This is a genomic window from Vibrio sp. CJQ_6 (genome assembly GCF_043106745.1).
GTDB classification, from domain to species: Bacteria; Pseudomonadota; Gammaproteobacteria; order Enterobacterales; family Vibrionaceae; genus Vibrio; species Vibrio furnissii.
Map to the genome: position 1 here is coordinate 342,908 of NZ_JBICMV010000028.1, position 25,785 is coordinate 368,692.

Sequence of the window (25,785 nt, forward strand, 5' to 3'; positions counted from 1 at the left end):
GGGCTGCACATCGCAGCCCTTTTTCATGTCGGATTCACCCGTGGATATGGGCATGAAACCGGCGGCATCACCAACATAGTGCATTGTGGTGCATCATTGTGCATGCGATGCATTGGTTTGGTGCAAATTAAAATGAAACAATTCAATAACATAAGTGAGTTGTCCTGGTGACGACGTCAGGATTAGTGAAGTCGTTTTTCGCAGGCGTGAAATTCAGCACAGCGTATTGTTTCTCAATTTTTGGAACGTGCTTTGCATAGTTTGAATGAATAATAATACACATGGATGGTGGATTTATGCAGTTAACGTCGGCGGAGCGAGGATGGCTTCCATGGCTGGGTCAGACCGGAAAATTGGCGATGCGCAAAGCGTGTTTTATGAACCGGAAACGCGTGGGATCGCTACAGCAAACCTTTGAAAATATTGCCAACACACGGGTTCAGATTCTCACCACTTGGGCGGAGAATGAATGGTCATTTCTACACGATGCCGCGCTTTATGTCGCGACCAAATCCCCTCAAGAATATCGAGATACACTCAATCGGTTGCTCAAACGCAGCAGCGACTTGTCTGAGTTGTTTATTGTCTCGCCCGAAGGAAAAATTGTGGATTCCACCTATCCGCCTCAGCAGGGAAAGTCGGTCGTGTCGATGTCCGCGTTACGTACCGGATTGACGCAACCTTTTTTGCACGGGCCTTATCGTGACGATGTCACGTTAGCCATCGGGCCGTCGAGTTCGCTGTTCCATGATGAAGTGACGCTGATGTTCTACCAACCCCTGATCAACGATGGCGTGCAGATTGGCTGTTTGTGTGGCCGCGTACCCAATGATGTGATTGGGGACTTGATCCAACGGGAAGCGGGGCACATCTACAGCGAATCGGGTGATAACTACCTGTTTATGGTGCAATCGCAGTTTGACCCGTCGATTCAGCAGGGCGTGGCGCTGTCGCGTTCGCGCTTTGAAGACAACCGTTTTTCTCATGGGGAAAACCTCAAGGAAGGCGTGAACACGCGGTGGGGCGTGGTGAAAGTGCAGCGTCACACTGAATTTGAAATTGTGTTTAATGATCCGGCCACCAACCAATTGCATCCTGGCGTGCGCGAAACGATCAAAAATGGCAGCAACTTGTTTGTCGAATATCCGGGGTATTCGGACTATCGCCACATTCCCGTGATTGGTAAAGGGGTGACGTTTACCATGCCGGGGTCGGTGGATCGCTGGGGCATGATGTGTGAATCGGATCTGGAAGAGGTCTATCGCCATCGTTCGTTGGCACAAACACTCGACCAACAGTTCACGCTGAGTATCTTCGCGCCATTGTTGCTGCCCTTTCTAGTCAGTTACGTGTATCCGCTACAAGAGTGGCAGTTGCTGCTCTTGTCGCTGCTGATGGGCGCGCTGGCGGTCGGGCTGTTCCATGGTTTTACCTCGCGGCCGATGGCCAAGCACCTTGAAAGTATGACGCAAGTGATGCAGGTTCTGGCGGAAGGGGATGGCAACTTGACTCGGCGATTGGATGCCAGTCGGTTCAAGGCCGATGAAACAGGCGATTTGGGGCGCTGGACCAACAGTTTTATCGACAGCCTTGAAGGCATCATCAAAGAGTTGGTGTTTGCCAGCCGCGAAGTGCAAAGCGTATCAGAGTCGATGTTTCGTCGCAGTCAATTGTTGCTGTCGACCAGTGACACCACCGCGACCTCGATCACCGACATGCTGTCTCTGGCTGGGATTCAAAGCCAGGAGATCAACAATGCCAACGACACGGCCAATGAAATGAATGTGTTGATGCAGGAAACGGTCGAAGCGGCGCAGTTGGATTATCAAAAGGCCGCGGAAAGCGCACACGACATCAAAACCATTGTGCAGTCATCGGCGCAGACGGTGAACGAAGTGAACAGCGAAATGCAGAAAATCGGCGGCATTGTCGCGTTGATTACTGAAATTACTGCCCAAACGAACCTGTTGGCGCTCAATGCGGCCATCGAAGCGGCGCGCGCGGGTGAGCACGGTCGCGGATTTTCGGTGGTGGCCGATGAAGTCCGCGTGTTGGCGAATAAAACCTCACAGGCGGCCAACAACATTGGCGACTTGATGAAAGCGCTGCACAGCCAATCGGAGCTGGCGGTGCGTTACATGCAAGAAGGCATCACCAACGTCGAAAATAGCACCCAAATCGTCGATGATTCCGCGCGTAGCGAGCAACTGCGTTCGTCCGTCACGGGGTTGTTTACCTTGATTCAAGGCATTGCGCGCAACAGTGAAGAGCATCGCCAAACCGCCGATTCGGCGCAGCACACCGTGGTGAAATTGCAGGAAGCCTCATCCGAGTTGGCGCGGCGTACCACGTTGATGCAAAACTCATTGCAGCGACTCGACCAACTGGTTGGGCGATTTGAAGTGAGCAAGGCGTCGTAACGGACGCTTCTGGCGCGATCAAAAAAGGCGGGGAGACCCGCCTTTTCACGTTGAATGAGGTTGGCTTATTTCGAGGTTGGGTGCGGCGTGCGCGCCGATTTTTTCCAAGGCACGGCGAGCAGCGCGAAGATGCCGAGCGCATAAAACATTGACCAACCCAAACAGATAAATACACCGGTACACAGCAGCAGCGCGATGGCGGCCAGTACTTTGGCAAAACCGTGCAGCAGTTTGTAGGCGGCGAACATCGCCAACAGGTAAACCAGCACAAAAATGCTGTTGGCCAGTTTCAGGAAGAATTCCAGATTCAATCCAGACCACTGGGCGACGACACAAGAGACCAACAAAATGAGGCCGACGATCCACGTAGCATGCGCGGGTACGCCGCGGCGTGACAATTTCGCCACGGCACTGTTTGGGCGATATTCACGCGCTTGCGTCCACACCATACGCGACAGGCTTTGCGTGTAGAGGTTCACACTGGCAAAGCAGGCGAAAAAACCCACCAGGCTGATCAAAATGGCAGCGTTGGCGCCGAACAGTTGATCGCTCAGCCATGGAATCGATGCGCTATCAAATTGGGGGCTGCCGTAGGCGCCAAATTTGAGGATCACCACCGAGCAGACCCAATAGGTTGCACCGGCGACAAAACAGCCCACCAGAATCGCAATCGGAAAATCACGTTGCGGATTCTTAAACTCTTCTCCCATGTGCGCGAAAGCTTCGATGCCGACAAAACACCAGAACATGACCCCCAACGCGGCGCCGATGGGCCACATCGATGCTTGGGTTAACGGTGGCATCTTCAGATCGTCACTACTGACATCACCAACCACAAAGAAAGAGGCGATCAGCACAAAGATGCTTAACGCGATGACCGTTTGCAGACGGCCGGAGGATTTGGTACCCGCCAAATTGACACCAATCAGCAGCGCGATGGTCAGCGCTTGTGCCAATAAAGGGTGGTCAATCGGAGCGGGTAACAGTTGCTGTAAAAACCCGGCAGCCAAAGCAATTGCTGCGGGAACGCCTACAGGAATGACGCTAACAAAAAGCCAAGCGACCGCGCGCTCTAAGCGGGCGTTAAACGCTTGTCGGACGAAATAGGCCGTGCCACCGGCGTTTGGGTAACGTTTACCCAAGGCGGCAAAGGTCAGGGCGATCGGGCAGATGGCGACAAATAAAATCAACCACGCCCACAACGAGAACTCGCCCGCAATCCCAGCCGCAATGGCAGGAATCATGAATAAGCCCGTCCCCATTAATGTTGTTGAAAGCTGCCCGATACCGGACAAAAGAGTGATGTCTTGTCTGAGTTGCTGCACGTTCTCGTTCCCTGATCTTTATTATGATTCCCTGTCCATTTGGCATTGCACCAACATAGGGCTTATGGGAAAAAGGATACGCTTAAGTTGTTGTTTATGCATCTGCCAAAGTGGCTGGCTTTCACGTCAAATTGACGCATTTTCTTGGCTTTACCGTCATTTTGACGGTTAAAGTATGCGGAAAGTGTGAGAACAAGTAGTCTCTCTGGGAAATTTATGTCAAATTAGCGAGGAATCAACAGGATAAGTTGGTGGTTTTTCACCGTGACTGTGCGACGAAAAACCTATTTGTGTGGAAATTATAAAAATGGATAAATTTGACAACCAGATCATCAACTTACTTCGGCGTGATGCGCGAATGTCCGTGAGTGACATCGCACGTGAAGTGAGTCTTTCCCGTTCCGCCATTACGGCCCGAATCAAGAAACTCGAACAGGATAAAGTCATTTTGGGCTACCACGCTCAAGTGGCGCAGCCCGAAACAAATAACAATCTGTGCGCTTACTTCGCGTTGAAGTTTGATACCTCGGCCAGTTTGCATTCGTGTGAGCGGTATGCCGAAAAACTGTATCAACTGCCGGGGATCAAATGGTGCCATGCCATCAGCGGGGAAACCGATTTGATGCTGTATGTGGAAGTGGAGAGCATGGCAGAGCTCAATGCGATTCGCGATGAATTGCAGCTCAACCCGCAACTGCGGAATTTGATGACGCACGCGGTACTCAAAGAGTTTTTCAATACCAAAAAGCAGGTGTGAATGAGCGCACAACCGACTGTGGAACAAGGTGAGCAGGCGATGGCCCGCGACGATGTCTTACCAACCAACCGACAGGTGAGTGACGTATGAATCACATCAACCTTAATCTACTGCGTTCGCTCAAAGTCCTGCTGGATGAGTGCCATGTTAGCCAAGCCGCCCATAAACTCAACATCACGCAGTCTGCGGTGAGTCGTCAGCTCAGCCAGCTGCGCGAGCTGTTTGCCGATCCGCTGTTGGTGCGTGATGGCAATCAGTTGATCCCGACACCGAAAGCGTTACAGCTTCAAGCCAAACTCGAGCATTGGTTTCTCGAACTCGATGAGCTGATGGTGGAGGCTGAATTTGAGCCTGCGCAATGGAAAGGGGAGTTTGTGTTGGCGTCGAGTGACTACGTGGCGCAATTTATCTTGCCAGAGATAGTTGAAGCGATGGCGGTGCAATCGCCGCAGGTGTCGGTCAAGTACTCTCTTTGGCAGCCTGATTTACTGCCGCAGATGGCAGAATCCGACATTCAACTCGCTTCCACCATGTCGCCAGAGCCGCCAGTCGGCGTGTCGTCGTTGCTGATTGGCGCCGATTATCCGGTGGTGGCGATGCACAATCAGCATCCGTTGGCCGCGCAAGCCACGCTCACGGTCGATGATTTGCTCGATTACGCGCACATCAAAGTGATTGGCGGCGGCGATAAAGACACTTACATCGATGAAGCGTTGGCCAAATTAGGCCAGCGACGCCGAGTCGCCTTGAAAGTCCCGTTCTTCTCCGCAGCGTTTCGCTCCTTGTGTCTTAGTCAGCATTTGATGGTGGTGCCGGAGCACATTGCCAACAACCTTCAACACCACTATGACGTGGTGTACAAACGCTTGCCCGTGACGACGCCACTGCACAAGTATTGGTTGTTGTGGCATGCCAAATACGACAATCAAGCTTCCCATCAGTGGGCGCGAACGTTAGTCCATGCCATCATGACCGAAACCTCTTATTCGATTGGGTATGATTACAAATCATAGCTTTCATGAGAATTGTTGATTTCAATTAATACGTAAGGCTTGTTAATGTCGTGACTTCACTAAGGAGTTTCTATGACATTCACGGTTTGGCTTTCCCTTCTTACTATCTCGATTTTAGGTGCGATGTCACCGGGCCCAAGCTTGGCAACTGTTGCCAAACATACGCTGGCGGGCGGCCGAAAAAATGGCCTCGCAGCGGCGTGGGCGCATGCGTGCGGGATTGGTTTCTATGCGTTTATCACCTTAATTGGTTTGGCGGTGGTGTTGCATCAATCGCCATTGGTGTTTAAAACCGTGAGTTACGCGGGTGCATTTTATCTGGCGTATTTGGGATTAAACGCCCTGCGTTCGAAAGGCGGCGTGGCTGCGAAATTGGAATCGGGCGAACGGGTGACGGTGTGGCAATCGGCGCAAGAAGGCCTGATGATTTCACTGCTTAGCCCAAAAATCGCATTGTTCTTCATCGCGCTGTTCAGTCAGTACGTCGCTGTTGGCAGCGGTGTGGGCAGTAAAGCGGCGATCGTGATGACGCCGTGGGTCGTTGATGGCCTTTGGTACACCTTGATCACGTTCGTGCTGTCGAGCCCCAAACTGCTGAACAAGTTGCGCGCGAAAGCGGTGGTGATCGACCGTATCTCCGGCGTAGTTTTGATTGCATTGGCTGTGCGTGTGGTGATGACGGTGTAATTGCCCTGGGGTTGCCTTGTCTCGGCACGACCTCCGTTTATCCCAAAGAAAAAGCCGCTGAGCATGTGATGCCAGCGGCTTTGTTGTGTCTGTGATTACGATGATCGGTGATGGCCGCCGGATACGTCTTCAAACTCGCCATCAATAACATGGCCTGGGTTACCCTGCGCCTGATAAAACGGGCGACGTTTCAGTTGCTTTTCCAGACGTTTTCCTGTGATGACGGCGGCGATAGCCAAGGGAATCGCCAGTAACAGGCTAAACATCAAAGCGAAGAATCCGGTGATCAGAGCCAGTGTGGTGACTAGAAATCGATACATGTTCTGCTCCTCTGTGTCATGAGTGGTTACTCTAACCGGGTCAAGATGAATCAAACATGAACAAGATCATTAAGATATTCAGAATAGGGTGTAAGTCATAATGACCTGTTTGAGTGTTTTTACCTGATTTTTGCGTGGTCGAAATGACCTTGTAAAATGTAATGAATATGATAAATGGCATATAAATCATATAGATAAAAATTGGCACGCAATATGCCATAAGAGCTGCGGAAAGCATAAATAAGCGAGATAAACTCGCCCTCATCACTCTGGAGCTTCAATATGTTCTGTATTCAATGCGAGCAAACCCTATCTACCCCTGCTGTGAAAGGTTGTGCCTATGCCCAAGGCATGTGTGGCAAAACAGCAGAAGTCTCAGACCTGCAAGACGTGCTGGTGTATTCATTACAGGGTGTCTCATTTTGGGCTAATCTGGGCCGCGCATGCGGTGTGACGATCGACGCGATCGACCAGTGGGCGCCGAAAGCCTTCTTCGCGACGTTGACCAACGTCAACTTCGACCCTGACCGCATTATTGAATTTGCTCAGTTATCTCATCAATACAAACGTCAATTGGAACAACAGGTCCGTGCCGCGGCGACGTTGACCGGCTTTGAGATTCCAACATTGTCAGCGGCGGCTGAGTTTGAGCTGCCACAGGACAAAGCGGCGCTGCTGGCATTTGCACCGACGGCGGCGGTGAACCGTGGCAAAGAGAGCCTGCACGAAGACATCATTGGCCTGCGTTTGCTGTGTTTATATGGCCTCAAAGGCGCTGCGGCTTATATGGAACATGCGCGCGTGCTGAGCCAAACCGACGATGCGGTGTACGCGGAATATCACCAGATCATGGCGTGGTTGGGTACGGATCCAACCGACATCGACGCGCTGCTGAAGACTGCGATGCAGATCGGCATGATGAACTACCGCATCATGGAAATGTTGGATAAAGGCGAAACTGAAACCTTTGGTCACCCAGCGCCCAACCAAGTGAACGTGAAACCGGTCAAAGGCAAATGTATTTTGGTGTCTGGCCACGATCTGCATGATCTGGAAAAAATCCTGCAACAAACCGCTGGCAAAGGCATCAATGTGTACACCAATGGTGAAATGCTGCCTGCGCACGGTTATCCAGAATTGAACAAATACCCGCACTTGGTGGGGAACTACGGCAGCGCTTGGCAGAACCAACAAAAAGAGTTTGCTAACTTCCCGGGTGCGATTGTGATGACGTCAAACTGCCTGCTGAACCCGAATGTCGGTCAGTACGCGGATCGCCTGTTTACCCGCAGCATCGTGGGCTGGCCGGGCGTGGCGCATGTGGAAGGGGACGACTTCAGCGCCGTGATCGCGTGTGCGCTGGCGCAACCGGGTTTCCAATATGACGAAATTGAGCACTACATTACCGTTGGTTTTGGTCGCAACGCATTGATGGCGGCAGCGCCTGCGGTGGTTGATCAAGTGAAACAGGGCAACATCAAACACTTCTTCCTGGTCGGCGGGTGTGACGGCGACAAAGCAGAGCGCAGCTACTACACCGACTTTACCGCACAAGCCCCACAAGACAGCGTGATTCTAACGCTGGCATGCGGCAAGTTCCGTTTCAACAAAAATGAATTTGGCGACATCAACGGCATTCCACGTTTGCTCGATGTCGGCCAATGCAACGATGCGTATTCGGCCATTCAGTTGGCATTGGCGCTGGCAAACGAATTTGACTGCGGCGTGAATGACTTGCCACTGACGTTGGTGCTGTCTTGGTTTGAACAAAAAGCGATTGTGATTTTGCTGACCTTGTTGGCACTGGGCGTGAAAGGCATTTATACCGGCCCAACGGCGCCAGCGTTCCTGACGCCGAACCTGATGGCAGTGCTGCAAGCGCAGTTTGATATGCGCAGCATCACCACAGTCGAAAACGATCTGGCGACCATTCTCGCCGCGTAATCACAATCAGGCCCTGCGTGCAGGGCCTGACAACAAGAGGAGAGCATTATGTCTGCTTGGGCAGAACAGGACATTCTCGAATTAGTGTGCGCGCGTAAATGGATGGAAACGCCAGACTGTGTCAGCTTTGAGCTGGCCTCACCCGATACGGTGGCATTTGATTTCAAACCGGGTCAATTTGCCAGTTTGGGGTTTGAGCTTGCCGGTCAAACGGTGTTTCGCGCCTATTCCATCAGCTCGATGCCAACGCAGTCGGTATTGCAATTTACCGTCAAACGCGTGGCGGGCGGTCAAGTGTCGACCCACGTGGTGGAGTCCCTCACTGCGGGGGATGTGATTCGCGTGATGAAGCCGCAGGGGCAATTCAACACGGTCGATTGCCCACCGCGCGAGAAGGTGGTGTTGATCAGCGCTGGGTGTGGCATTACGCCCGTGATGTCGATGGCGCGAAACTGGCTTGCGCAGGGTAACGTGGCGATTGATTTTCTGCATGTGGCGCGCAGCCTCTCGGAAACGATTTATGCGCGCGAATTGCAACAACTGGCCGCGGCATATCCGCAGTTTCATCTCAAATTATTGCTCAAAGATGCCAGCGGCACCGAACATGCGCAGGGGCGTTTGGATCAAGCGGGGCTGCAACATTTGATTCCCGACCTGCATCAGCGCACGGTCTATTTGTGCGGGCCAGTGGGCTTTATGCAGGATGTCGAGCGTTACTTACAGACGCTTGAGTTTGATATGCAGCATTTCTACCAAGAGAGCTTTACACCAGTTTACCAAGAGAGCTTGACTTCAGCGGTGACCGAGCCCGTGCCAGTGGGCAATTCGTCGGTTCGAGTACGCGTGGCGGCGTTTGACGCGACAATCGACGCGCCCAGTGAAAGCTTATTGCTCGAAGCGCTGGAAACGGGTCAACTGCCGATTATCGCCGCGTGTCGCAGTGGCATCTGCGGATCGTGTAAATGCCGCGTGACCTCGGGAACGGTTCGCAGTCACAGTCAGGACACCTTAACGGCTGACGAGATTGCGCAGGGATACGTGTTGGCCTGCTCCACGGTGATTGAATCGGACGTCGATGTTGCGCTCAACTAATCAATGTTGTGCCAACTCAAGTCACGCCTACTCAAGTCGCGTCAACTCAATGCGGCGCAGTGATGCCATCAATTGTTGAACTATTGGAGGGCCAGTGACAGCTGGCCTTCATCGCACTGCGTGTGTTGATTCAAGAAAGTGATAAATGCGCACACCGGCAGCGGTTTTGCGTAAAAATAGCCTTGAATGTAGTCCACGCCCAGCTCGCGCAAAATATCGAGCTGTTCCTGTGTTTCTACCCCTTCCACAATCACCTGCATATTCAAGCTCTGTGCGAGTTGCAGCATCGACACCAACAAGTTGTTGAGATGCAGCTCGTGGCCTAAATTCTTCACAAACACGCGGTCGATTTTTAACGTGTCGAAATGGAACTGACGCACGAAATTGAGCCCGGAATACCCCGTGCCAAAATCATCCACCAACAAGCGAATGCCAGACTGAGTCAAACGCTGAAAATTACGTTCAACGATTTTGAGTTCCTGTTCGCTGAAATCGCCATTTTCTGTAATTTCAAATGCGATGTATTCCGCAAAGCTTGGGTTTGAATTCACGCGCTCCACCATGCGATAGGTGAACGCTTCATTGCACATTAAGCTGCGATCAATGTTGACGCCAATGTACTTGCCTTGCATCAGTTCGGCGTTGTTGTCGACCAGAGCCAACGCGCGGTCGATGACAAAATCTGTCAGTTGTTCAATAAAACCCAACCGCTCGGCAAGAGGGATAAATATGGTAGGTGGAATTTGCCCCTGCGTCGGGTGGTTCCAGCGCAGCAAGGCTTCACAGCCAATCACGTGTTGGGTGGAGGCTTTGACGATCGGCTGAAAATAGACATCAAATTGGCGTTCACGCAGTGCATGCAAAATAGAACTTTCTAGGCTTTGTTTTTGCAGCACTTTTTTGCGCTTGTACAGATATGCAGACAACATCACAAAGTAGATACACAGTAATATCCACGCTTCACTGACAATAAAATGCAGGTAGGTTTTCGGCGTAATATAAAATTCAAGGACCAAAGGAAATACCGAAGATTTAAACTGCAGTGTATTTATTATCTCTTTGATTTCTTTATTTAAAATTTTGTTTTCATAAACTTTAATTTCAAATGGCAGCAGATCTTCATCAATCACATCACTCACAATACGTGTGAGATAACGAGGCGGTATCAACATACTGATACCTTTTAAATCGCTGTTGGCGAAAATATAGATCAGCGAATACGTTTTGGTGATCGCGGTTTTGGTGTACGCTAGTGTTTCGTGTGAAGGGGAGTGCAGGACTCGCTCAAAAATAGACGGATAGATGTTGACGGCGGAATAGCCTTGCGTGCTGGTGCAGTAAATCATCGGTGAATGGTTAAAAATACCGATCTCTTTGGCGTAGTCCGATTGGAACACGCTTTGTCGCAGATGCCCTGCGACCTCTGAACACGGTCGTTCATGTTGCACCAGCGTGATTAACGGTTCTGTTTGCTGACGCGTGTGTTGCAGTGCCTGTTCAATAAATTGGATGGATTCTTTACCTAATCGGTCAAATCGTTGATGGCTGTATAAGGCGCAAAATAAAGCGTAAGCCAATAAAGCAATCCCGAGCAAAATAACCTGATGTATTAAAGATTGGCGGTCCAATCGTTTTAGGAAACAACTCAGTTTTGTTCGAATTAATTGCATACAGTATCGAATTCCAACTTAGCCGCGTTGCCATGGCGAGTATGTTTGTGTGACGGATGGTTTGACCAGTAACTATTTGCCATATTAGGTATTTTTAATCCGTTTAACGAACGAACATCATCGTCGATAGCCATGAAATAGTCAATGTTTCTGCTTATTTCTGTTGATGAGTATGCAGGGTAATTAATTAGGATGTACTGATATATAATTTATATTATTCTGACATTTTAATAATTATAACATTCAGGTTTTAATTCATTTAATAAATAATATAAACAAATAATAATAATAAAAACGCCCCGAATGTTCGGGGCGTTTTGTCAGGTTCAACCGGGGTTATTGAGCATCGACCGTGAGGTCTACACCGCTGCTTTCTGTTTTGAGCTGCGTTTTGCTGTCAAGCAGGAACACACGCTCAGGCGCGATGTGTGCTTCATCCACCAGATAGGTTTTCACCGCTTTGGCACGCGCTTCAGCAAGGTTGCCCAACTGCTCTGGTGTGATGGTAGTCGCATTGACCAGTTGGTTGTAGAGGCCCAGCAGCAAGGTGGTTTGGATTTGTTCATCCGTGACCTCTTTGCCTTCTGCGCGTTCGATCAACTGTTGCTCCACTTTGTTTCGCTCTTGGCGAATGCTGAGATCCAGTTGTTTTTTCGCCAAGGTTTCTACGGCGTCTGCCAACGGCTCAGAATCGGCGATGCGGCTCGCACTGAAGTTGTCAGGAATGGCTTCAAGGCCACTCTCTTCCAGCATCGCTTGCTGCACTTGTTTCTCTGCCAACGCTGTACTGTCATCGTTTGCAGACACTGACGCCGCAATGCTCAGTTTCAGTTGCGGGCGTGAATCCAGCGCTTGCGCCAGTTTCAGCAGGCGCTCTTGCTCTTCTTTGGACAGTTCATTGTCACCAAATGCAAACGCAATGTGGTTGAGTTCTTCGTCCGACCCCACCAAGTTCGCCAGCAGTGAGAACGGCGCAGTCACCGCTTTGACGATGATGTTGCTGAGCGCTTTTAGAATCACGCTACCGAAGCTGAAGCTTGGATCTTTGACATCGCCAGACACTTGTACGCCCAAGTCAATCACGCCGTCTTTATCTTGCAAAATGGCGATCGCAAGGGTCAGCGGCAGGCTGGTGGCCAGATCGGATTCACTAGGTTTACCCAGTTTGAGCTGGTCGATCACCAAATGGTTGTTGCCTTCCAGTTGGTTGTTGTCCAGCTTGTAGTTCAATGCGAGAGACAACTGGCCTTTGTCGATGTAATAGCCCGCATACGTGCCGGAATATGGGTTCACGGAGGTTAGTTCTACGCTCTTGAAGACCAAATCCAAGTCCAGATACGGTTTTTCAATCAGTGGGTTAATTTCACCTTTCAGCGTCACAGGCGCGTATTTGTCGATTTTACCTTTGATGTCCACTTGCGCTTTGGTACCCGGTGTGGACGACAAGTGACGGACTGAGCCTTGCAGCGACTCAATGCCAGATGCGAAGTTTGGCGTCAGCGAGTTATCCGCAAAGAAGGCCGACCCGTTGACCAGTTTGACGGCGGCAATATCAATCGCCAGCGGTTTCTGGTTGGCTGGGCTGGTTTTCGTCTTCACCGCCACCGATTTGGCTTGTGGGGCCGACTTCGCTGCGGGCGCTTTGTTTTCTACCACAAGGTTGCCAATGTTGGTGCGCTTATCTTTGGCAATCATCACTTTCGCATAAGGCGCATTGAATGTGATGGTGTTGATTTTGAGCGTATTTTTCTTGGCATCGAAGTTGAGTGCATCGATGTTCATCGCCTGCCATTTGACCAGCGGTTGGTTTTGTACCGTGTCGCGGATCAGCAGGGTGTTGATCGCGGCTGAGCCTTGGTAGCTCGCTTGACCGTTGGCGTCACCGGCATACTTGCCTTGGGTCGAGAACTTGCCTTTGGCCAGCGTGAGGTTCACATACGGCTTGAGGTAAGGCTGCAATTGTGTGAGGTCGAGATCGGTGATCGCCAATTGACCCTGGGCGCTGAGCGCTTTGGCATCGACGCTACCTGAGGTTTTGATTTCGCCACGCGGAGTCTCTGGTTGCGCGCGCGTATTCGAACTGACGGCCAGTGACACATCGTAATCAATGGGCGTGTTGAGATCGCTGATCACCGGACCGGTTTTGATCGACAGCGGGAACACGCGCCAGAAGACGCCGCTACTTTGAACGCTTTCTTTCACGTTGATGTCGGTGTCGGTCATCGCAAATTGGTTGAGGCGCACTAACCAACTTGGCGCGGTGTCATCAGTGCTATTCGCGTTGTCATCAGTACCATTCGCGGTGCCGTTTGCAGAGTCATCGGTGCGAGCCGTGGTCTCCGTGTCGGACTTAGGTTGCGCTGGCGCGTCAGGGGTTTTAGTGCTTGTCGCTTGTTTCGGTTGAAACAGCGTTTGTAGATCCAACCCTTGGCGATCCATTGCTGCATCGACCCACAGTCCGTTGATCTGCACATCAGCAATGTCTACGGTTTGGGTTTCGCTGCTCACTCCAATGCCATGCACGGCCAATGACGGCAGTTTCACCTTCGGTGTTTGCCCATCGCTGATGGTGAGATGATCAAGGTTAAATTGGCCGTTGCTCACCTGATAACGCAGCGCGTCGGTTTCACGATCCAGTTGATAATGAGCGGCGAAGCCAATCATCCCGTCGGTCACGGATGCTTGCATTTGATCGGCGGTAAATGGCCAGAAGGGCGGCAGTGTTAAACCTTGCAGTGCCACGTCACCTTCAACTTTCAGTGGCGCCAATTGGAACTGGCCTTTGAGGGTGAACTGGCTGTTATCCACGCCTCGAATCATGAAGTTGTAATGGTTGGCTGCTGAGGCGAGTTGCAGATTCTTGTCTTGTGCATTTTGCGGCAATGCGAGGCTGTATGCTTGGCTGTCAAATTGTGACAGGTTCAGATTCAGGCCGTCGTAATTAAGTGCTGCACCCGTCACATCGTCTTTGAAATGAAATTGGCCTTGTGCAATTTCAATGCTGCCGATGCGAAACGCAGGAATGCCAGCATCGTGAGTGTCGGCTTCGTCTTTCGGTGGGTTTTGCGCCGCGTTGGCCTCGACGGTATCAAGGATATCGCTGAAGTTGAATCGCGCGTGTTCTCCTGCGCTCAAACGTTGCAGTGCGATTTTCGGCCCGGTCAAGGTGACGTGATCAACGGTTGGCGTGAATGTGAACAAGCTTTTCCAGAAGCTAAATTCGAGCTCCAGACGATCAAATTGCGTGAAAGCGCTCTGCTCATCTGCTTCTTGAATGGCAAACCCATCGATGCGAGCGCGCAATAAGAATGGGTTGATGCTGACCTGCTGCAACACCACGCTACGACCGGTTTGTTGCGTGATGATTTCAGGCGCTTTTGCTTTGAGCACGGCAGGGGTGATTAAACCTAAGGTGACGGCATAAACGGCATACGCAGATACCGCATAGGCGCCATAGCGTATTGGTTTGGGCGCTTGTTTAAAGCGCTGAGCAAAATGTGACAAGGCGTTTGACATAACAGGGGAGATCCCTTTGTTAACTTCAGTATTTGTCCGTCGTGCGGGCCTCATACCTGCAGGCAATACAAGGGCAGCGGGTCAGGCCGGTTGGATGATGGGTCACCACCTTTGCGCGACTGCCGAATGAGGCGTTCCGAACGAGGGCTTCGTTATGATTGTATATCCTAACCCGAGGCTTGAGGAGTCGAGCCAGATTGTGGTCAATCTAGGGGATTAGAACAGTGGTGTTCAGTGTACCTAAATTTGACGCGTATGAATAAGATTCAACACGAATTTATTGTGTATCCAGAGGCAGAGAGTCGCAAGGGAGAGAAAAAGGGCCGCCCACATCAGGTTAGGGCGGCAAGCACGGGGGTGTGTATGCCGTCAGAAGGCGTGTGTCACGCGAGGTATCTGTCGTGAACCGCCTTCTTCAGGATTGGTTGTTATTATGTTGTGGAGTTGAATGTGTTTGTCTTGCGGTGATTAAGCCGCTGGGTACGTTTTGTAGCGTACGCCCATCATCTGTTCCATACAGTGAACCACTTGGCAGCTGTAGCCAAATTCGTTGTCGTACCAAACGTACAGGACGCAGCGATTGCCTTGCGCGATGGTGGCTGCGCCATCGACCACGCCAGCGTGGCGAGAGCCAACCAGATCGGTCGAGACAATTTCAGTGGATTCGGTGTAGTCGATTTGCGCGGCCAGTTTTGAGTTGAGCGCCATCTCACGCAGGTAAGCGTTCAATTCTTCTTTATCGGTCTCTTTTTCAAGGTTCAGGTTCGCCACCGCCATGGAAACGTTGGGTGTCGGAACGCGAATCGAGTTACCCGTCAGTTTGCCAGCCAGTTCAGGCAGCGCTTTGGCAACTGCTTTTGCCGCACCGGTGGACGTCAACACCATGTTCAGAGACGCTGAACGGCCACGGCGATCGCCGCTATGGAAGTTGTCGATCAGGTTCTGGTCGTTGGTGAACGAGTGAACGGTTTCGATGTGGCCGGAGACCACGCCGTATTTGTCGTGCATTGCTTTTAGCACTGGCGTAATCGCGTTGGTGGTACAGCTGGCGGCAGAAATGATGGTGTCTTCTGGCTGAATGACCGACTCATTCACACCAAACACCACGTTTTTGATGTCGCCTTTGCCTGGCGCCGTCAACAGTACTTTTGCCGCGCCTTGCGAACCCAGGTGTTGGCCCAAGCCTTCAGAATCACGCCAAACGCCAGTGTTATCGACAACCAAGGCATCGTGGATGCCGTACGCGGTGTAGTCGACGTCTGCTGGTGAGTTTGCGTAGATGAACTGAATGTAGTTACCGTTTGCAATCAGCGCTTTACGTTCTTCATCGATGATGATGCTGCCATTAAACTGACCGTGTACAGAGTCACGACGCAGCAGGCTAGCGCGTTTTTCGAGGTCACCTTTCTTACCACCGCGAACCACAATCGCACGTAGGCGCAGTGGGTAACCCGGACCGCTTTTTTCGATCAGCAAACGCGCCAACAGACGACCGATGCGACCGAAACCGTAGAGAACCACATCTTTTGGCTCATTCATGACATCGCCATTCAGCGCGCCTTGCAGCGCCGTGGCGAGAAAATCTTTCAGACCGTGCGCGTCATCATGCGATTGCCAGAATTGGTGTGCCATTTGACCGATATCAACACGACATGGCGACAGGTTCATGTCAGCAAGTTGTTGCACGATCGGCATGGTTTGTTCGAGGGAAAGCGGGGAGCCGGTGTAGCGGCGAGCAATACGATGAGTTTTGATGATGTCGATGGTGTCAGCGTTGATCAGTGTTTTACCGAACAGGATCACTTCCACCCCTTTTTGACGATAAAGCTGACCGATGAGGGGAGACATGGATTCAGCAATCGTTTGGCTTGTTTGCCATTCTAGGAGATGTTTCTCTGGACTCATTTTTACTCGGGACCTTTCACGTTTCGTTGAGCTTTTTTGTCCATCGGTAGGGAGATGAACAACAGCGGTTTTGCCCGCAGTTTGGACTGCGTTTGGCATAGGGGGAGTTTGTTATTTTTATGTGGCCGGATTGTAATGGCTAACTGGTTATTCTGCTAGGAAAAATAATGACCAAATTTTTTGCTTTAATTTGGTGATAAACCAGTCAATATATGGGGTGGAGGCCGGTATTTTCACCGATTGACAAATGCAGATAGGCCGACTTATTTCGTGCTAATTTGGTTTCATATCTAGCTTGTCGGTCTTGTTTGCATTATTTGTTTCACAAAAATGTAATATTCATCAAGTTACCCCCTTAAAAGGTAAACGAGATCGCCAAGGAAATAATGTGTGCTTGGGTTTCGATGCCGGTTGCTGGGTTTTGCGCTTTGGTGAAGTGGCCGCTCAACGCATTTTCTGTGCTATTGACCACTTGCCACTCTCCATTGAGCGCGACATTGGGCACAATGTTGTATCGCAGCCCCACCAGATACGAGTCGTTGTCATACAGTTTTCGCCGTTGTCCGTATTGTAGATAAGGCTGCCATTTCCCAAATTGGCGTGCCAATCCCACGTACCAGTTTGAGTAGAGTTGATCGTCGTAGATGTATTCGGCAAACAGGTGATACGGACCGAGCGCATAGTTCATGCCCAGCGCCAACAAATCCATATCGTAATGCGAGACGTTGTAACCGCCGGTTTGCAGATCCGCTTCACTGGTGAGATACGCCAAACGGAACACGTTATCATCGCGATACCAGTCGACCGTCAAGCCGTAGGCCGCATCAGCATCCAGCGTGTATTGCATGTCGTAAATCTGGTAATCATTTTTACTCGGCAGCGCTGCAAAGGTCGATACCCGCAGTTGTGAGGTGTCGGTGAGCATGGTATTCCACTCAAACGATGCGCCATCATAGTGGGTAATGCCCAGCAAACTGTCGTACACATCTTGGGGTGGCCGAATCCACGGGTAGGCGACCGAGACATAATAATATTCCGACATCATAAACACCGGCAGGCGCAAGCGACCGACTTTCGCGCTATAAGCGCCCCACGCCGATTCCAAATAGGCCCACTCGAGTTCGGGGCTGGAAAAATGATCTTGCGGGCGTTTGACGCCTTGCACCGACGCGCGCCAGCGATCATTGAGGATCCAATCCACTTGCAATCCCAGCGTGGTATCACAATCAAAACACCCGTCGTCATCAATATCCCGATGCACAAAAATCGGCACGGATGTGTCAGATTTGGCGGCAGACACGTTGCCAAACCCACTGACGCGCAGATGTTCCCCGACGTTGATTTGACTCATCGCCAGTGGAGAAAAAAGAATGAAGCCAATGAGAGACGTTGCGTTCATAGTGGTTCCTCACTATTGAAGACATAGATGACATGGACGGAGCCTGTCACCCAACTCGCGGGGATATAAGCGATGCCATTTTTATTGTGGGTGAGCCAAGCGATGACCTCTTGGATGTCGCTCTGTTTCGCCTCGAAAGGCGCTTTGCTACGGCCAGAAAAAGTCTGCCGCGCCCAGATCGCTTGCATCTGCGCCGGGCTTTTACCGAGCAGGCCGTAATAAAACTGCTGACGCAGGGGGGAGTTCTGCGGCAGGTCGAGCAAGGAGATGTTGATGTCGTCGATGTGGCTCAAGCGGCCGCGGTACAGCATCTTGACTTGGCTGGCTTTGAGGGGCGGCAGGTTGGGATTGAGCGTCACAATGGCGTACGACTCCGGGTACGCGGCGGTACTCCAGAACAGCACAAGGGATGTGATAACCAACCAGACTCGTTTCAGCAAAAACGGTTTTCCTTCACCTAACTGACTCAACTTTCTTGAAATTATGGGCGCAAACGGCACAAACACTGTCTACTCTTTAACCATAGGCTAGGTCTCTTCACATTCAAGGTTAAGGAATGCGCACTGTTTCTCGTTTCTCAATAAAAGCTCGACTGATGCTGCTGTGTCTCATGCCGATGCTGGTGATTGGTTGGGGAACTTGGAATCTGTTCAGCCAATTCCAAACGCAATTGGTCGCTTACCGTGTGATCACCAAAAAAATCGATGCGTTGAATCATCTGACGAACGCGACCCATCTGGCGTACGACATGCTGATCGGGCGCATTCATCAAAACGACGTTCAGCGCTTGCGGATTGCTCTCGACAACGAATTGACCCTCGTTGGCGCCAACATCGATGATCAAAATCTCATGCGCGTGTCCGGGAATTCGGCCTCACTAAGTAGCAGCAACGTCGCAGAGCTAAAAAGCCTCGCCAGCGAAATTGCTTCGGCGACGGTGGCCGAGACCCACGAATACGGCACCTGGACGTTTGATTTGATCTACGAATTGCTCACCGACATTCAAAAGCGCAGCAATCATGAAGCGCCCACCGACATTCATACTTTGGATGTGGTATATGACGATTTGAGTTGGTTTTTATATTGGATGCAGCGTGAGGCGTGGTTTATTCGCGATTTATCTCAGACGGACACGCTGACGCCCCAGCAGCTCGGTCAGTATTTCCAAATTGCGGAGCGTGAACAGCAACACCTTGAACGCTTTATTGATACGGGCGCCAGTTCGGTTCAGTTGGATCAGATCGTCAAGTTATTTGCCCAACAAGATTTTCGCCAAGGCGCCATTCTGCGCGACAAGATCCTGCGCCAAGAAGTGACGCCCAGTGAGTTGAGCGGATATGTGCAGACGTTGGAGAATCGCCAAGCGGCGGTGCAGAAGCTGTTTTTGGGCTTTTCCGAACATCTGTCGCAGCAAATTGATCAACAGGTTCGTCAGGAAAGTCAGCGGATCGCCGTGATCAGCGCTGTGGTGGCGGGGGTGTTTGTGCTGCTGTTGGTGCTGGGCCTTGGGACGTTTTATCGCATTTCGTCCAAGCTCAATCGGATCCTCGCCACCATGGGGCAGCTACGGGACAAGCGCGATAGCGTGAAGCAGATCGCCATTGATGGGAACGATGAGTTCTCCGATTTCGTCGGTAGCCTCAACCACATTATTTTGGAACTCAAAGCGCATGAAGAGCGTTTGATTCACGCCAAAGAAGAAGCGATTGCCGCCAACCGGGCCAAGAGTTCGTTTCTGGCCAATATGTCTCATGAAATTCGCACACCGCTCAACGGCATCATTGGCATGACTGAAATTTTGGCCTCTTCCGGATTAAACGTGAACCAGCAGGACATTTTAGATGACATTGATACTTCATCCCAATCGCTGCTGATACTGCTCAATGACATTCTCGATCTATCCAAGATCGAGGCGGGCAGCCTGACGTTAAATCCCAATGCGTTCAATTTTGCCGAAATGGTGTACGACACCGTGAATTTGGTGAATGTGAAAGCGATCAGCCAGCACATCGAGTTGGCGATTCAACTGGACCCTGAGCTGCCGGTGATGGTGGTGGCGGATGAGTATCGGGTGAAACAGATCCTGATGAATCTGCTCTCCAATGCGGTGAAGTTTACCCAAGACGGCTATGTGAATGTGGAAGTGAATTATGTCGGTCAAGACACGCCGCTGATTCGCTGTAGCGTCACCGACACCGGTAAAGGCATCGACAAAGACAAGCTGAGCACCATTTTTGACCCCTTTACTCAGGAAGATGGCAGTATTACCCGCCGCTTTGGTGGCACGGGGTTAGGGCTGGCGATTTGCCGCCAGTTATTGGAGTTGATGGATGGCTCGATTCAAGTGCACTCCACCAAAGATTTGGGGAGCCAATTTGAATTCACGGTTCCCGTGACGCTGCCACTCGAGCAGCCAACGCAGCAACCGCTGAATCAAACCACGCTGTTTATCTCCAATAATTCCAATTACTCCGCGGCCATTCGCCGAGAGTGCACGCGTTTGGGACTGACCGTGGTGGAAGCATCGACCATTGCTCATATCGAGGACGCTTCAGTAAATCAAGTGGTGAATGTGCTCTATTGCCACAGTTTGACCCACGGCAAGTTATCCGATATCGATGATTTAAAGCAGCGCTTCCCGCACGCTCGGCTCATCATGTTGCAACACCATCTGTTCACGAATAAAGCCGTCGCAGATGCCATTCATGGTCGCATTACGTTGCCATTTTTGGGCCTGAGATTTGAAAAGCTGTTGCGCGAATCGTCGCCAAGTGCGCTGCTTTCGCCCGTGCAGGATGCTCGCCACCCTCGGCCAGCGCAAGAAGAAGAGGAAGCGACAAATCCCCGTATTTTGATTGTCGAGGACAACTTGATGAATCAAAAAATCGCGACCTTCTTTTTAGAAAAAGCCGGGTTAGCCTACGTGATTGTCAGTAACGGTCAGGAAGCGGTGGACATTGTGACCCAAGGTGGCCAGTTTTCTGCGGTGCTGATGGATTGCATGATGCCGGTGATGGATGGCTTTACCGCGACACGTAAAATTCGCGAATGGGAGTCGGCGCAGGGGCTGAAAAACATTCCCATTATTGCGCTGACTGCCAGTGTGTTGGATGAAGACATTGCCCACTGTTTTGAAGCGGGCATGGACGCTTATTTGCCGAAGCCGTATAAATCGAAGCAGTTGTTTGACATCTTTACTGAGCTAGAAGTCGCGTAGGTTCGGGGTAATCCATCTGCTCGATACGTTCAATAAACGCTTTGGCAGGCAGGGGTTTTGAATAGTAATACCCTTGGTACTCGTCGCAGCCTTCAATGGCCAACAGATGCAGTTGATTGTGGTTATTCACCCCTTCTGCCGTCACCACTTTTCCCATGTTGTGCCCAAGCTGAATAATGGTACGCACCAGCATGTGATCGTCATGGTTGTTGACGCAATTGTCGACGAATGACTTGTCAATTTTCAAGACGTCAATCGGAAGCTGGCTGAGGTAGTTCAGTGAAGAATAAGCCACGCCGAAATCATCAATCGCAATGCGAATCCCAAGGGTGCGCAAGTCCTGACAAGTTTCACTCACGTTTTGTGGTTGCTGCATCAATGTGGTTTCGGTGATTTCCAGTTGCAATAATTTCGGATCCAGATGCGTTTCTCGCAGCGCTTTGGTCACCACATTAAAGATATCGTCGTAGAGAAACTGCACGGTGGAAACATTCACCGCGATGCAGATGTTGTGTCCCGTGATCTGCCACGCTTTGGCTTGCTTGCAAGCTGTCTCAATCACCCAGCGGCCAATCGGAATGATCTGTTGGCTTTTCTCGGCCAAGCCGACAAATTCTTCGGGCGAGATCAATCCTAAATCGGGATGGTGCCAGCGAATCAGCGCTTCGGCGCTGTGTACTTCGCCAGTTTTGATGTCGACTTTGGGTTGGTAGTTCAGGGTTAACTGCTGCTTTTCAATCGCATTGCTGAGTTCGCGTTCCAACTGATAGTTGCGAATGGTTTCACCAATCAGCTCTTCGTCGAAATGCTGAATGATGTTGTTGCCTTTTTGTTTGGCGCGCAGCACGGCAAGATCAACGTTACGACACCAAATATCGCTGTCGTGCATTGCATCTTCAAACAGTGCAATCCCGATGCTCATCGTCATGTGATAGCTGCGGTTGTCGAGCTTAAAGCCTTGGCTGCATGCATCCAAAATGTAATGTGCCACCTGATCCGCGTAGAAACGAATGTCGTATTGGTCTTTCAAAATAATCGCGAACTCATCACCGCTCATGCGGTATAAATCCACCCGTGAAAAATCGAGTCCTTTCAGGCGTTTCGCCAGTTCAAACAGCAGCTTATCGCCTTGCTGGTGGCCCAAGCTGTCGTTGATCAATTTGAAATCGTCGATATCCAGTTGCAGCAGGGCGTAGTGCGTCTCAGTGTCGCGCTGACGTTCAAGTGCTTTGGTGTCACGGGTAAACGCCTTGCGGTTTGCCAGTTTGGTGAGAAAATCGGTGTAGCTGTCGCGGCGATAGCGCTCCAGTTGACGCTGCAATTTCTGTTTGTAATAGACGCCGACGGTCGCAAAAAAGGCAATGGCCGCCAGCTCGACGGCATCTTCTGTAAATTCATAAAACGGCGGCGTGCCGATTTTCTGATATTGCAGGTAGCTCCCAATCAGCAAAATGGCAGACACAAATGGCCACAGTGAGCCAGGAAACAGCACCAAATAGGTCAACGGAATCAGAAGAAATGACTCTTCTATGGCGTCGAGCGTGAGCGGCTCAAAATAGCTGCCCACTACAATGACTGCAATAGACCCCATCGCCGCCAATCGTTTCGTCCAACGATGACGGCTGATCAGCGCGATCAACATCAAGGCCGGGTAGGCATAGTAATATTGTACCGCAGTGTGATGCTCGGTGAGCAAGGTGTAGCTAATGACGGAAACGGAAAGCAGATACAACAACGTAATAACGAAACGCGTACCTAATCCCGAACCTGACTGAATTGACGTCGATGCCATATGGATCCCGTGTGAGTCGCGTTTACGCCGCAAATGAAACCATGTGCAGCAATGATTTTGGATTATGTTTGGAATTGTAGTCCTAGTTCTGTAGGGGCAAAGCCGACTCAAGTCAAAAGCCATCGCTTTATGGACAAAGTTGTAAGGCATTCTCACTAAAGAGACGTATTTAAAAATTCGTTAACTTTTGATGTAGTTCAAAAGGTTGAAAAATGAGCGTTTTTAGGCGAGATCATGCGCAGTAAAAAGCCCTCCGAATGGAGGGCTGATATTATTTATGGATTTCACTGATGGGTTGAAGCTCGTGAACGGGCAGCCAGTTCACCTTCACGCCCGCTTGCAGGAACATATCCTGACTCACTTTAATTTTGTCCCCCCAGCGAGACAAAAAGTCTGCCGATTGCTCTGGGCAATGCACCGCAGAAATGCCAGTTTGAATGATCTTGGCTGCGCAGTTGGGACAAGGGAAATGAGTGACGTAGATTTCACAGCCATCTAGATCGCGCTTGGCAAACAAGATGGCGTTCTCTTCCGCATGCAAGGTTTTGAGATATTTCATATCGCGATCGTCGGTGTTGGCACTATCGGAAATGCCATGTGGGTAGCCATTAAAGCCGACGGAGACGATACGGTTCTGTTTGGTAATCACGGCCCCAACTTGCGTGGAAGGGTCTTTACTCCACGAGCCAACAAGTTCTGCCATTTGGTAAAAGCGTTGTGCCCATTTAGAAATCATAGGATGGTTTCCTCAACAGAGTTAGCGGTCTATTTTGCCGATTGTGTGATCAAGATTGCTCCTAATATCCTTAATTTACCAAGGTGAGTCTAGGAAAATCTGGGCTTTATCCGCCAATGGAACCCAACTGCTTCCTGATTGCTCGGATTGGGGTGAGATCTGCATCAAACTTTGTGGGTTGGGTGTATTTTAGCAATAGGGAATATTTGAGATTCGCTTTGTGAGATATTTCTTACACGTGTTGTAAGATATTGTCCATTTTGAGTGAAGAGAAAAACGAGTTTGTTTTATTAACCTATTGAAATATATCAATATGATAAAATTTTGCCCACTTTCTTGCTCAGTTGGATGTTGTGAGCCGCTTGCTGAAAATCTCCGATGTCGTAATCTCAAGTTGTCAGCAGGAAGCAGACACGGAACAGGAAAGACCCAAGGACAGGTCATCTTCAGGACGAAGATTCGATGATTCAGGATGAATGATCGGCATGGAAAGCGAAGGACATTAGCTGGAAGCTTGGTAACTAGGATGGTTACAACGGATGGTTAATGGACAACTTAAAGGAATAAGGCGTGAATCTGTCAGGATGATGGATAAGGGACACCGCTAGGAAGGCGATGAAACGGAATGCGCTGAAGGATACAGCAGACTATCAAGGAATAGATGCAGGGAGCACCTATTAGTAGCCGGATTGCTGCGAGTAAGAACTGAACCCCACTAAGCGAAAGCTTAGTGGGGTTTTCTTTTATCTGCGCTGACATAACGTGTGGTTCCTTGTGGCACGTTGTCGTCATGACAATAATCTCGATTGCGTGAGGCGAGAAGGATGAATGATAATGTGCCCATCCGCCTGACGGCGTCAGGCCAACCGAATAATGAGAGCGAACACGACGTGGAGAAAACCTCTGAGTTCTTGCTGAAATCCCTAAAAGGTCACCCTGAACCTTACCTGTCGATTGGCACTTTACTGGAGTTGCTGAGACGACGCTCTTACGGGGCACTGCTGATCATGCTCAGCTTGGCAGGGCTGATTCCGGGCATCTCTTTTTTTGCCGGGTTTGCGATTTTCCTATTGGGGTTGCAGCTTGCTTTGGGGCTACAAGCGCCGCGTTTGCCGCGTCTCATTCAAAAGCGCAAACTGCATCGCCAGAAAACCATTCGCTTCATTGAAGAGTTATTGCCGTGGTTTGAACGAGTGGAACACTACATCAAACCGCGTTGGGCGCCGCTTTCCAATGCGTTGGCGCGCCGCGTGATTGGTCTCATCATCTGCGTGCTGGCGGCGGTCGCTGTACTGCCACTGCCGTTTGTGAACTTTCCACCGAACATTGCCATTATCTTTTTTGCGCTCGGTATCATTGAGCGCGATGGTCTGTTTTTGGTCGTCGGTAGCGCGATTAGCGTCCTTGCGTTGTGGGTTGGCTATCTTCTGGTACGTATAGCGATGAACTCGCTGATGCTGGTATTATGACGCCACAATCTTCTGGTTAAGATGAGTAGTAAAAATGGAAGCACAAGTTAAGTGGGTCGAAGCGTTTAAATTTATCGGACAATCTCAATCGGGTCATTCCATCGTGATGGATGGCAGCGGCGGCGCAACAGCGCCAAGTCCGATGGAGATGGTGTTGATGGCGGCAGGTGGTTGCAGCTCGGTTGACGTGGTGGATGGTTTGAAATCGGCGGGTGAGAAAGTGCGCACATGCACGGCGAAGCTGACCACAGAACGTCGCGATACGGCGCCACGGATTTTCACCAAAGTGAACATTCACTTTGCCGTTTCGGGCGACAACCTAAATGAAGCGGTGGTGGCGCGCGTGGCGGCAGATTCGTTAGAGAAATACTGTTCGGTGTGCTTGATGCTGGGCAAAGGGGTTGAGATGACCCACAGTTGGGAAATCATCACCGACTGATGGAAACCGGGCTAACGCCCGGTTTTTTATTGGACGCAATTCGCTGTTCTTGTTGCCTTGGCTATGCTTATAGCACCGTTGATA

At 50.7% G+C, this 25,785-nt stretch carries 18 protein-coding genes; 9 read left to right on the plus strand and 9 right to left on the minus strand.

The window, feature by feature from the left end; genetic code table 11:
- Positions 1-296 precede the first annotated feature (296 nt).
- Positions 297-2,420, plus strand: a complete 2,124-nt coding sequence (locus tag ACF8PK_RS16430) for a methyl-accepting chemotaxis protein (RefSeq protein ID WP_392442438.1) — start codon at positions 297-299, stop codon at positions 2,418-2,420.
- A gap of 65 nt (positions 2,421-2,485) precedes the next feature.
- Here the strand turns inward: ACF8PK_RS16430 and yjeH are convergent, their stop codons facing one another.
- A complete protein-coding gene (gene yjeH, locus ACF8PK_RS16435; protein WP_038151884.1) occupies positions 2,486-3,745 on the minus strand; it encodes an L-methionine/branched-chain amino acid transporter in 1,260 nt (419 codons plus the stop codon).
- Between the two features lie 307 nt (positions 3,746-4,052).
- Between yjeH and ACF8PK_RS16440 the strand changes: the two genes are divergently transcribed.
- The 3 genes from ACF8PK_RS16440 to ACF8PK_RS16450 all read left to right on the plus strand — a co-directional run bounded on the left by ACF8PK_RS16440 (position 4,053) and on the right by ACF8PK_RS16450 (position 6,202).
- Entirely contained in the window at positions 4,053-4,502 is a 450-nt protein-coding gene (locus ACF8PK_RS16440) for an Lrp/AsnC family transcriptional regulator (RefSeq protein WP_392442442.1), read from the plus strand.
- 86 nt (positions 4,503-4,588) lie between these two features.
- Entirely contained in the window at positions 4,589-5,515 is a 927-nt protein-coding gene (locus tag ACF8PK_RS16445; protein ID WP_143679521.1) for a LysR family transcriptional regulator, read from the plus strand.
- A 72-nt stretch (positions 5,516-5,587) separates the two neighbouring features.
- Positions 5,588-6,202 carry a LysE family translocator gene (locus ACF8PK_RS16450; RefSeq protein ID WP_014258067.1) on the plus strand — a complete coding sequence of 205 codons (615 nt, stop codon included), beginning with the start codon at positions 5,588-5,590 and terminating at the stop codon, positions 6,200-6,202.
- Positions 6,203-6,297: 95 nt separating this feature from the next.
- On the opposite strand, the gene ACF8PK_RS16455 is transcribed toward ACF8PK_RS16450, so the two are convergent.
- Positions 6,298-6,522 (minus strand): hypothetical protein, encoded by a 225-nt coding sequence (locus ACF8PK_RS16455; RefSeq protein WP_004727700.1) that lies wholly within the window; start codon positions 6,520-6,522, stop codon positions 6,298-6,300.
- A 282-nt stretch (positions 6,523-6,804) separates the two neighbouring features.
- Between ACF8PK_RS16455 and hcp the strand changes: the two genes are divergently transcribed.
- Entirely contained in the window at positions 6,805-8,466 is a 1,662-nt protein-coding gene (gene hcp, locus ACF8PK_RS16460) for a hydroxylamine reductase (RefSeq protein WP_004727701.1), read from the plus strand.
- 48 nt (positions 8,467-8,514) lie between these two features.
- On the plus strand, positions 8,515-9,558 hold the full coding sequence (locus tag ACF8PK_RS16465; RefSeq protein ID WP_392442447.1) for a 2Fe-2S iron-sulfur cluster-binding protein: 1,044 nt from the start codon (positions 8,515-8,517) through the stop codon (positions 9,556-9,558).
- 80 nt (positions 9,559-9,638) lie between these two features.
- Here the strand turns inward: ACF8PK_RS16465 and ACF8PK_RS16470 are convergent, their stop codons facing one another.
- From ACF8PK_RS16470 to ACF8PK_RS16490, 5 genes are all read right to left on the minus strand, one after another.
- Positions 9,639-11,135, minus strand: a complete 1,497-nt coding sequence (locus ACF8PK_RS16470) for an EAL domain-containing protein (protein ID WP_392442450.1) — start codon at positions 11,133-11,135, stop codon at positions 9,639-9,641.
- 429 nt (positions 11,136-11,564) lie between these two features.
- On the minus strand, positions 11,565-14,744 hold the full coding sequence (locus tag ACF8PK_RS16475; protein WP_392442453.1) for a DUF748 domain-containing protein: 3,180 nt from the start codon (positions 14,742-14,744) through the stop codon (positions 11,565-11,567).
- Between the two features lie 468 nt (positions 14,745-15,212).
- Positions 15,213-16,649, minus strand: coding sequence for a glyceraldehyde-3-phosphate dehydrogenase (locus tag ACF8PK_RS16480; RefSeq protein ID WP_286281089.1), 1,437 nt, complete (start codon positions 16,647-16,649; stop codon positions 15,213-15,215).
- 355 nt (positions 16,650-17,004) lie between these two features.
- Positions 17,005-18,048 carry a hypothetical protein gene (locus ACF8PK_RS16485; RefSeq protein WP_004727706.1) on the minus strand — a complete coding sequence of 348 codons (1,044 nt, stop codon included), beginning with the start codon at positions 18,046-18,048 and terminating at the stop codon, positions 17,005-17,007.
- Positions 18,045-18,488, minus strand: coding sequence for a hypothetical protein (locus ACF8PK_RS16490; protein ID WP_038151894.1), 444 nt, complete (start codon positions 18,486-18,488; stop codon positions 18,045-18,047). The genes ACF8PK_RS16485 and ACF8PK_RS16490 overlap by 4 nt, the downstream gene beginning before the upstream one ends.
- Positions 18,489-18,604: 116 nt before the next feature.
- On the opposite strand from ACF8PK_RS16490, the gene ACF8PK_RS16495 reads away from it, so the two are divergent.
- On the plus strand, positions 18,605-21,265 hold the full coding sequence (locus tag ACF8PK_RS16495) for an ATP-binding protein (protein WP_392442457.1): 2,661 nt from the start codon (positions 18,605-18,607) through the stop codon (positions 21,263-21,265).
- Here ACF8PK_RS16495 and ACF8PK_RS16500 read toward each other — a convergent pair.
- Both ACF8PK_RS16500 and ACF8PK_RS16505 read right to left on the minus strand, forming a co-directional pair.
- Positions 21,243-23,057 carry a putative bifunctional diguanylate cyclase/phosphodiesterase gene (locus tag ACF8PK_RS16500; protein ID WP_392442459.1) on the minus strand — a complete coding sequence of 605 codons (1,815 nt, stop codon included), beginning with the start codon at positions 23,055-23,057 and terminating at the stop codon, positions 21,243-21,245. The two genes, ACF8PK_RS16495 and ACF8PK_RS16500, sit on opposite strands and share 23 nt — an antisense overlap.
- 271 nt (positions 23,058-23,328) lie before the next feature.
- The gene (locus tag ACF8PK_RS16505; protein WP_004727710.1) at positions 23,329-23,793 is read right to left on the minus strand and encodes a dCMP deaminase family protein; all 465 of its coding nucleotides are present in this window, start codon (positions 23,791-23,793) and stop codon (positions 23,329-23,331) included.
- Between the two features lie 824 nt (positions 23,794-24,617).
- Between ACF8PK_RS16505 and ACF8PK_RS16510 the strand changes: the two genes are divergently transcribed.
- Positions 24,618-25,262, plus strand: a complete 645-nt coding sequence (locus ACF8PK_RS16510; protein ID WP_392442461.1) for an exopolysaccharide biosynthesis protein — start codon at positions 24,618-24,620, stop codon at positions 25,260-25,262.
- A gap of 34 nt (positions 25,263-25,296) precedes the next feature.
- Positions 25,297-25,701 carry an OsmC family protein gene (locus ACF8PK_RS16515; RefSeq protein WP_014258077.1) on the plus strand — a complete coding sequence of 135 codons (405 nt, stop codon included), beginning with the start codon at positions 25,297-25,299 and terminating at the stop codon, positions 25,699-25,701.
- The last annotated feature ends 84 nt before the right edge of the window (positions 25,702-25,785 follow it).

Bases quoted from the DNA above. Each gene is read 5' to 3' on its own strand.
- ACF8PK_RS16510 (WP_392442461.1), top strand. From the start codon at position 24,618: ATGAATGATAATGTGCCCATCCGCCTGACGGCGTCAGGCCAACCGAAT.
- ACF8PK_RS16475 (WP_392442453.1), bottom strand. From the start codon at position 14,744: ATGTCAAACGCCTTGTCACATTTTGCTCAGCGCTTTAAACAAGCGCCC.
- ACF8PK_RS16430 (WP_392442438.1), top strand. From the start codon at position 297: ATGCAGTTAACGTCGGCGGAGCGAGGATGGCTTCCATGGCTGGGTCAG.
- hcp (WP_004727701.1), top strand. From the start codon at position 6,805: ATGTTCTGTATTCAATGCGAGCAAACCCTATCTACCCCTGCTGTGAAA.
- ACF8PK_RS16485 (WP_004727706.1), bottom strand. From the start codon at position 18,048: ATGAACGCAACGTCTCTCATTGGCTTCATTCTTTTTTCTCCACTGGCG.
- ACF8PK_RS16465 (WP_392442447.1), top strand. From the start codon at position 8,515: ATGTCTGCTTGGGCAGAACAGGACATTCTCGAATTAGTGTGCGCGCGT.
- ACF8PK_RS16500 (WP_392442459.1), bottom strand. From the start codon at position 23,057: ATGGCATCGACGTCAATTCAGTCAGGTTCGGGATTAGGTACGCGTTTC.
- ACF8PK_RS16455 (WP_004727700.1), bottom strand. From the start codon at position 6,522: ATGTATCGATTTCTAGTCACCACACTGGCTCTGATCACCGGATTCTTC.
- ACF8PK_RS16445 (WP_143679521.1), top strand. From the start codon at position 4,589: ATGAATCACATCAACCTTAATCTACTGCGTTCGCTCAAAGTCCTGCTG.
- ACF8PK_RS16480 (WP_286281089.1), bottom strand. From the start codon at position 16,649: ATGAGTCCAGAGAAACATCTCCTAGAATGGCAAACAAGCCAAACGATT.
- ACF8PK_RS16495 (WP_392442457.1), top strand. From the start codon at position 18,605: ATGCGCACTGTTTCTCGTTTCTCAATAAAAGCTCGACTGATGCTGCTG.
- ACF8PK_RS16505 (WP_004727710.1), bottom strand. From the start codon at position 23,793: ATGATTTCTAAATGGGCACAACGCTTTTACCAAATGGCAGAACTTGTT.
- ACF8PK_RS16515 (WP_014258077.1), top strand. From the start codon at position 25,297: ATGGAAGCACAAGTTAAGTGGGTCGAAGCGTTTAAATTTATCGGACAA.
- ACF8PK_RS16450 (WP_014258067.1), top strand. From the start codon at position 5,588: ATGACATTCACGGTTTGGCTTTCCCTTCTTACTATCTCGATTTTAGGT.
- ACF8PK_RS16440 (WP_392442442.1), top strand. From the start codon at position 4,053: ATGGATAAATTTGACAACCAGATCATCAACTTACTTCGGCGTGATGCG.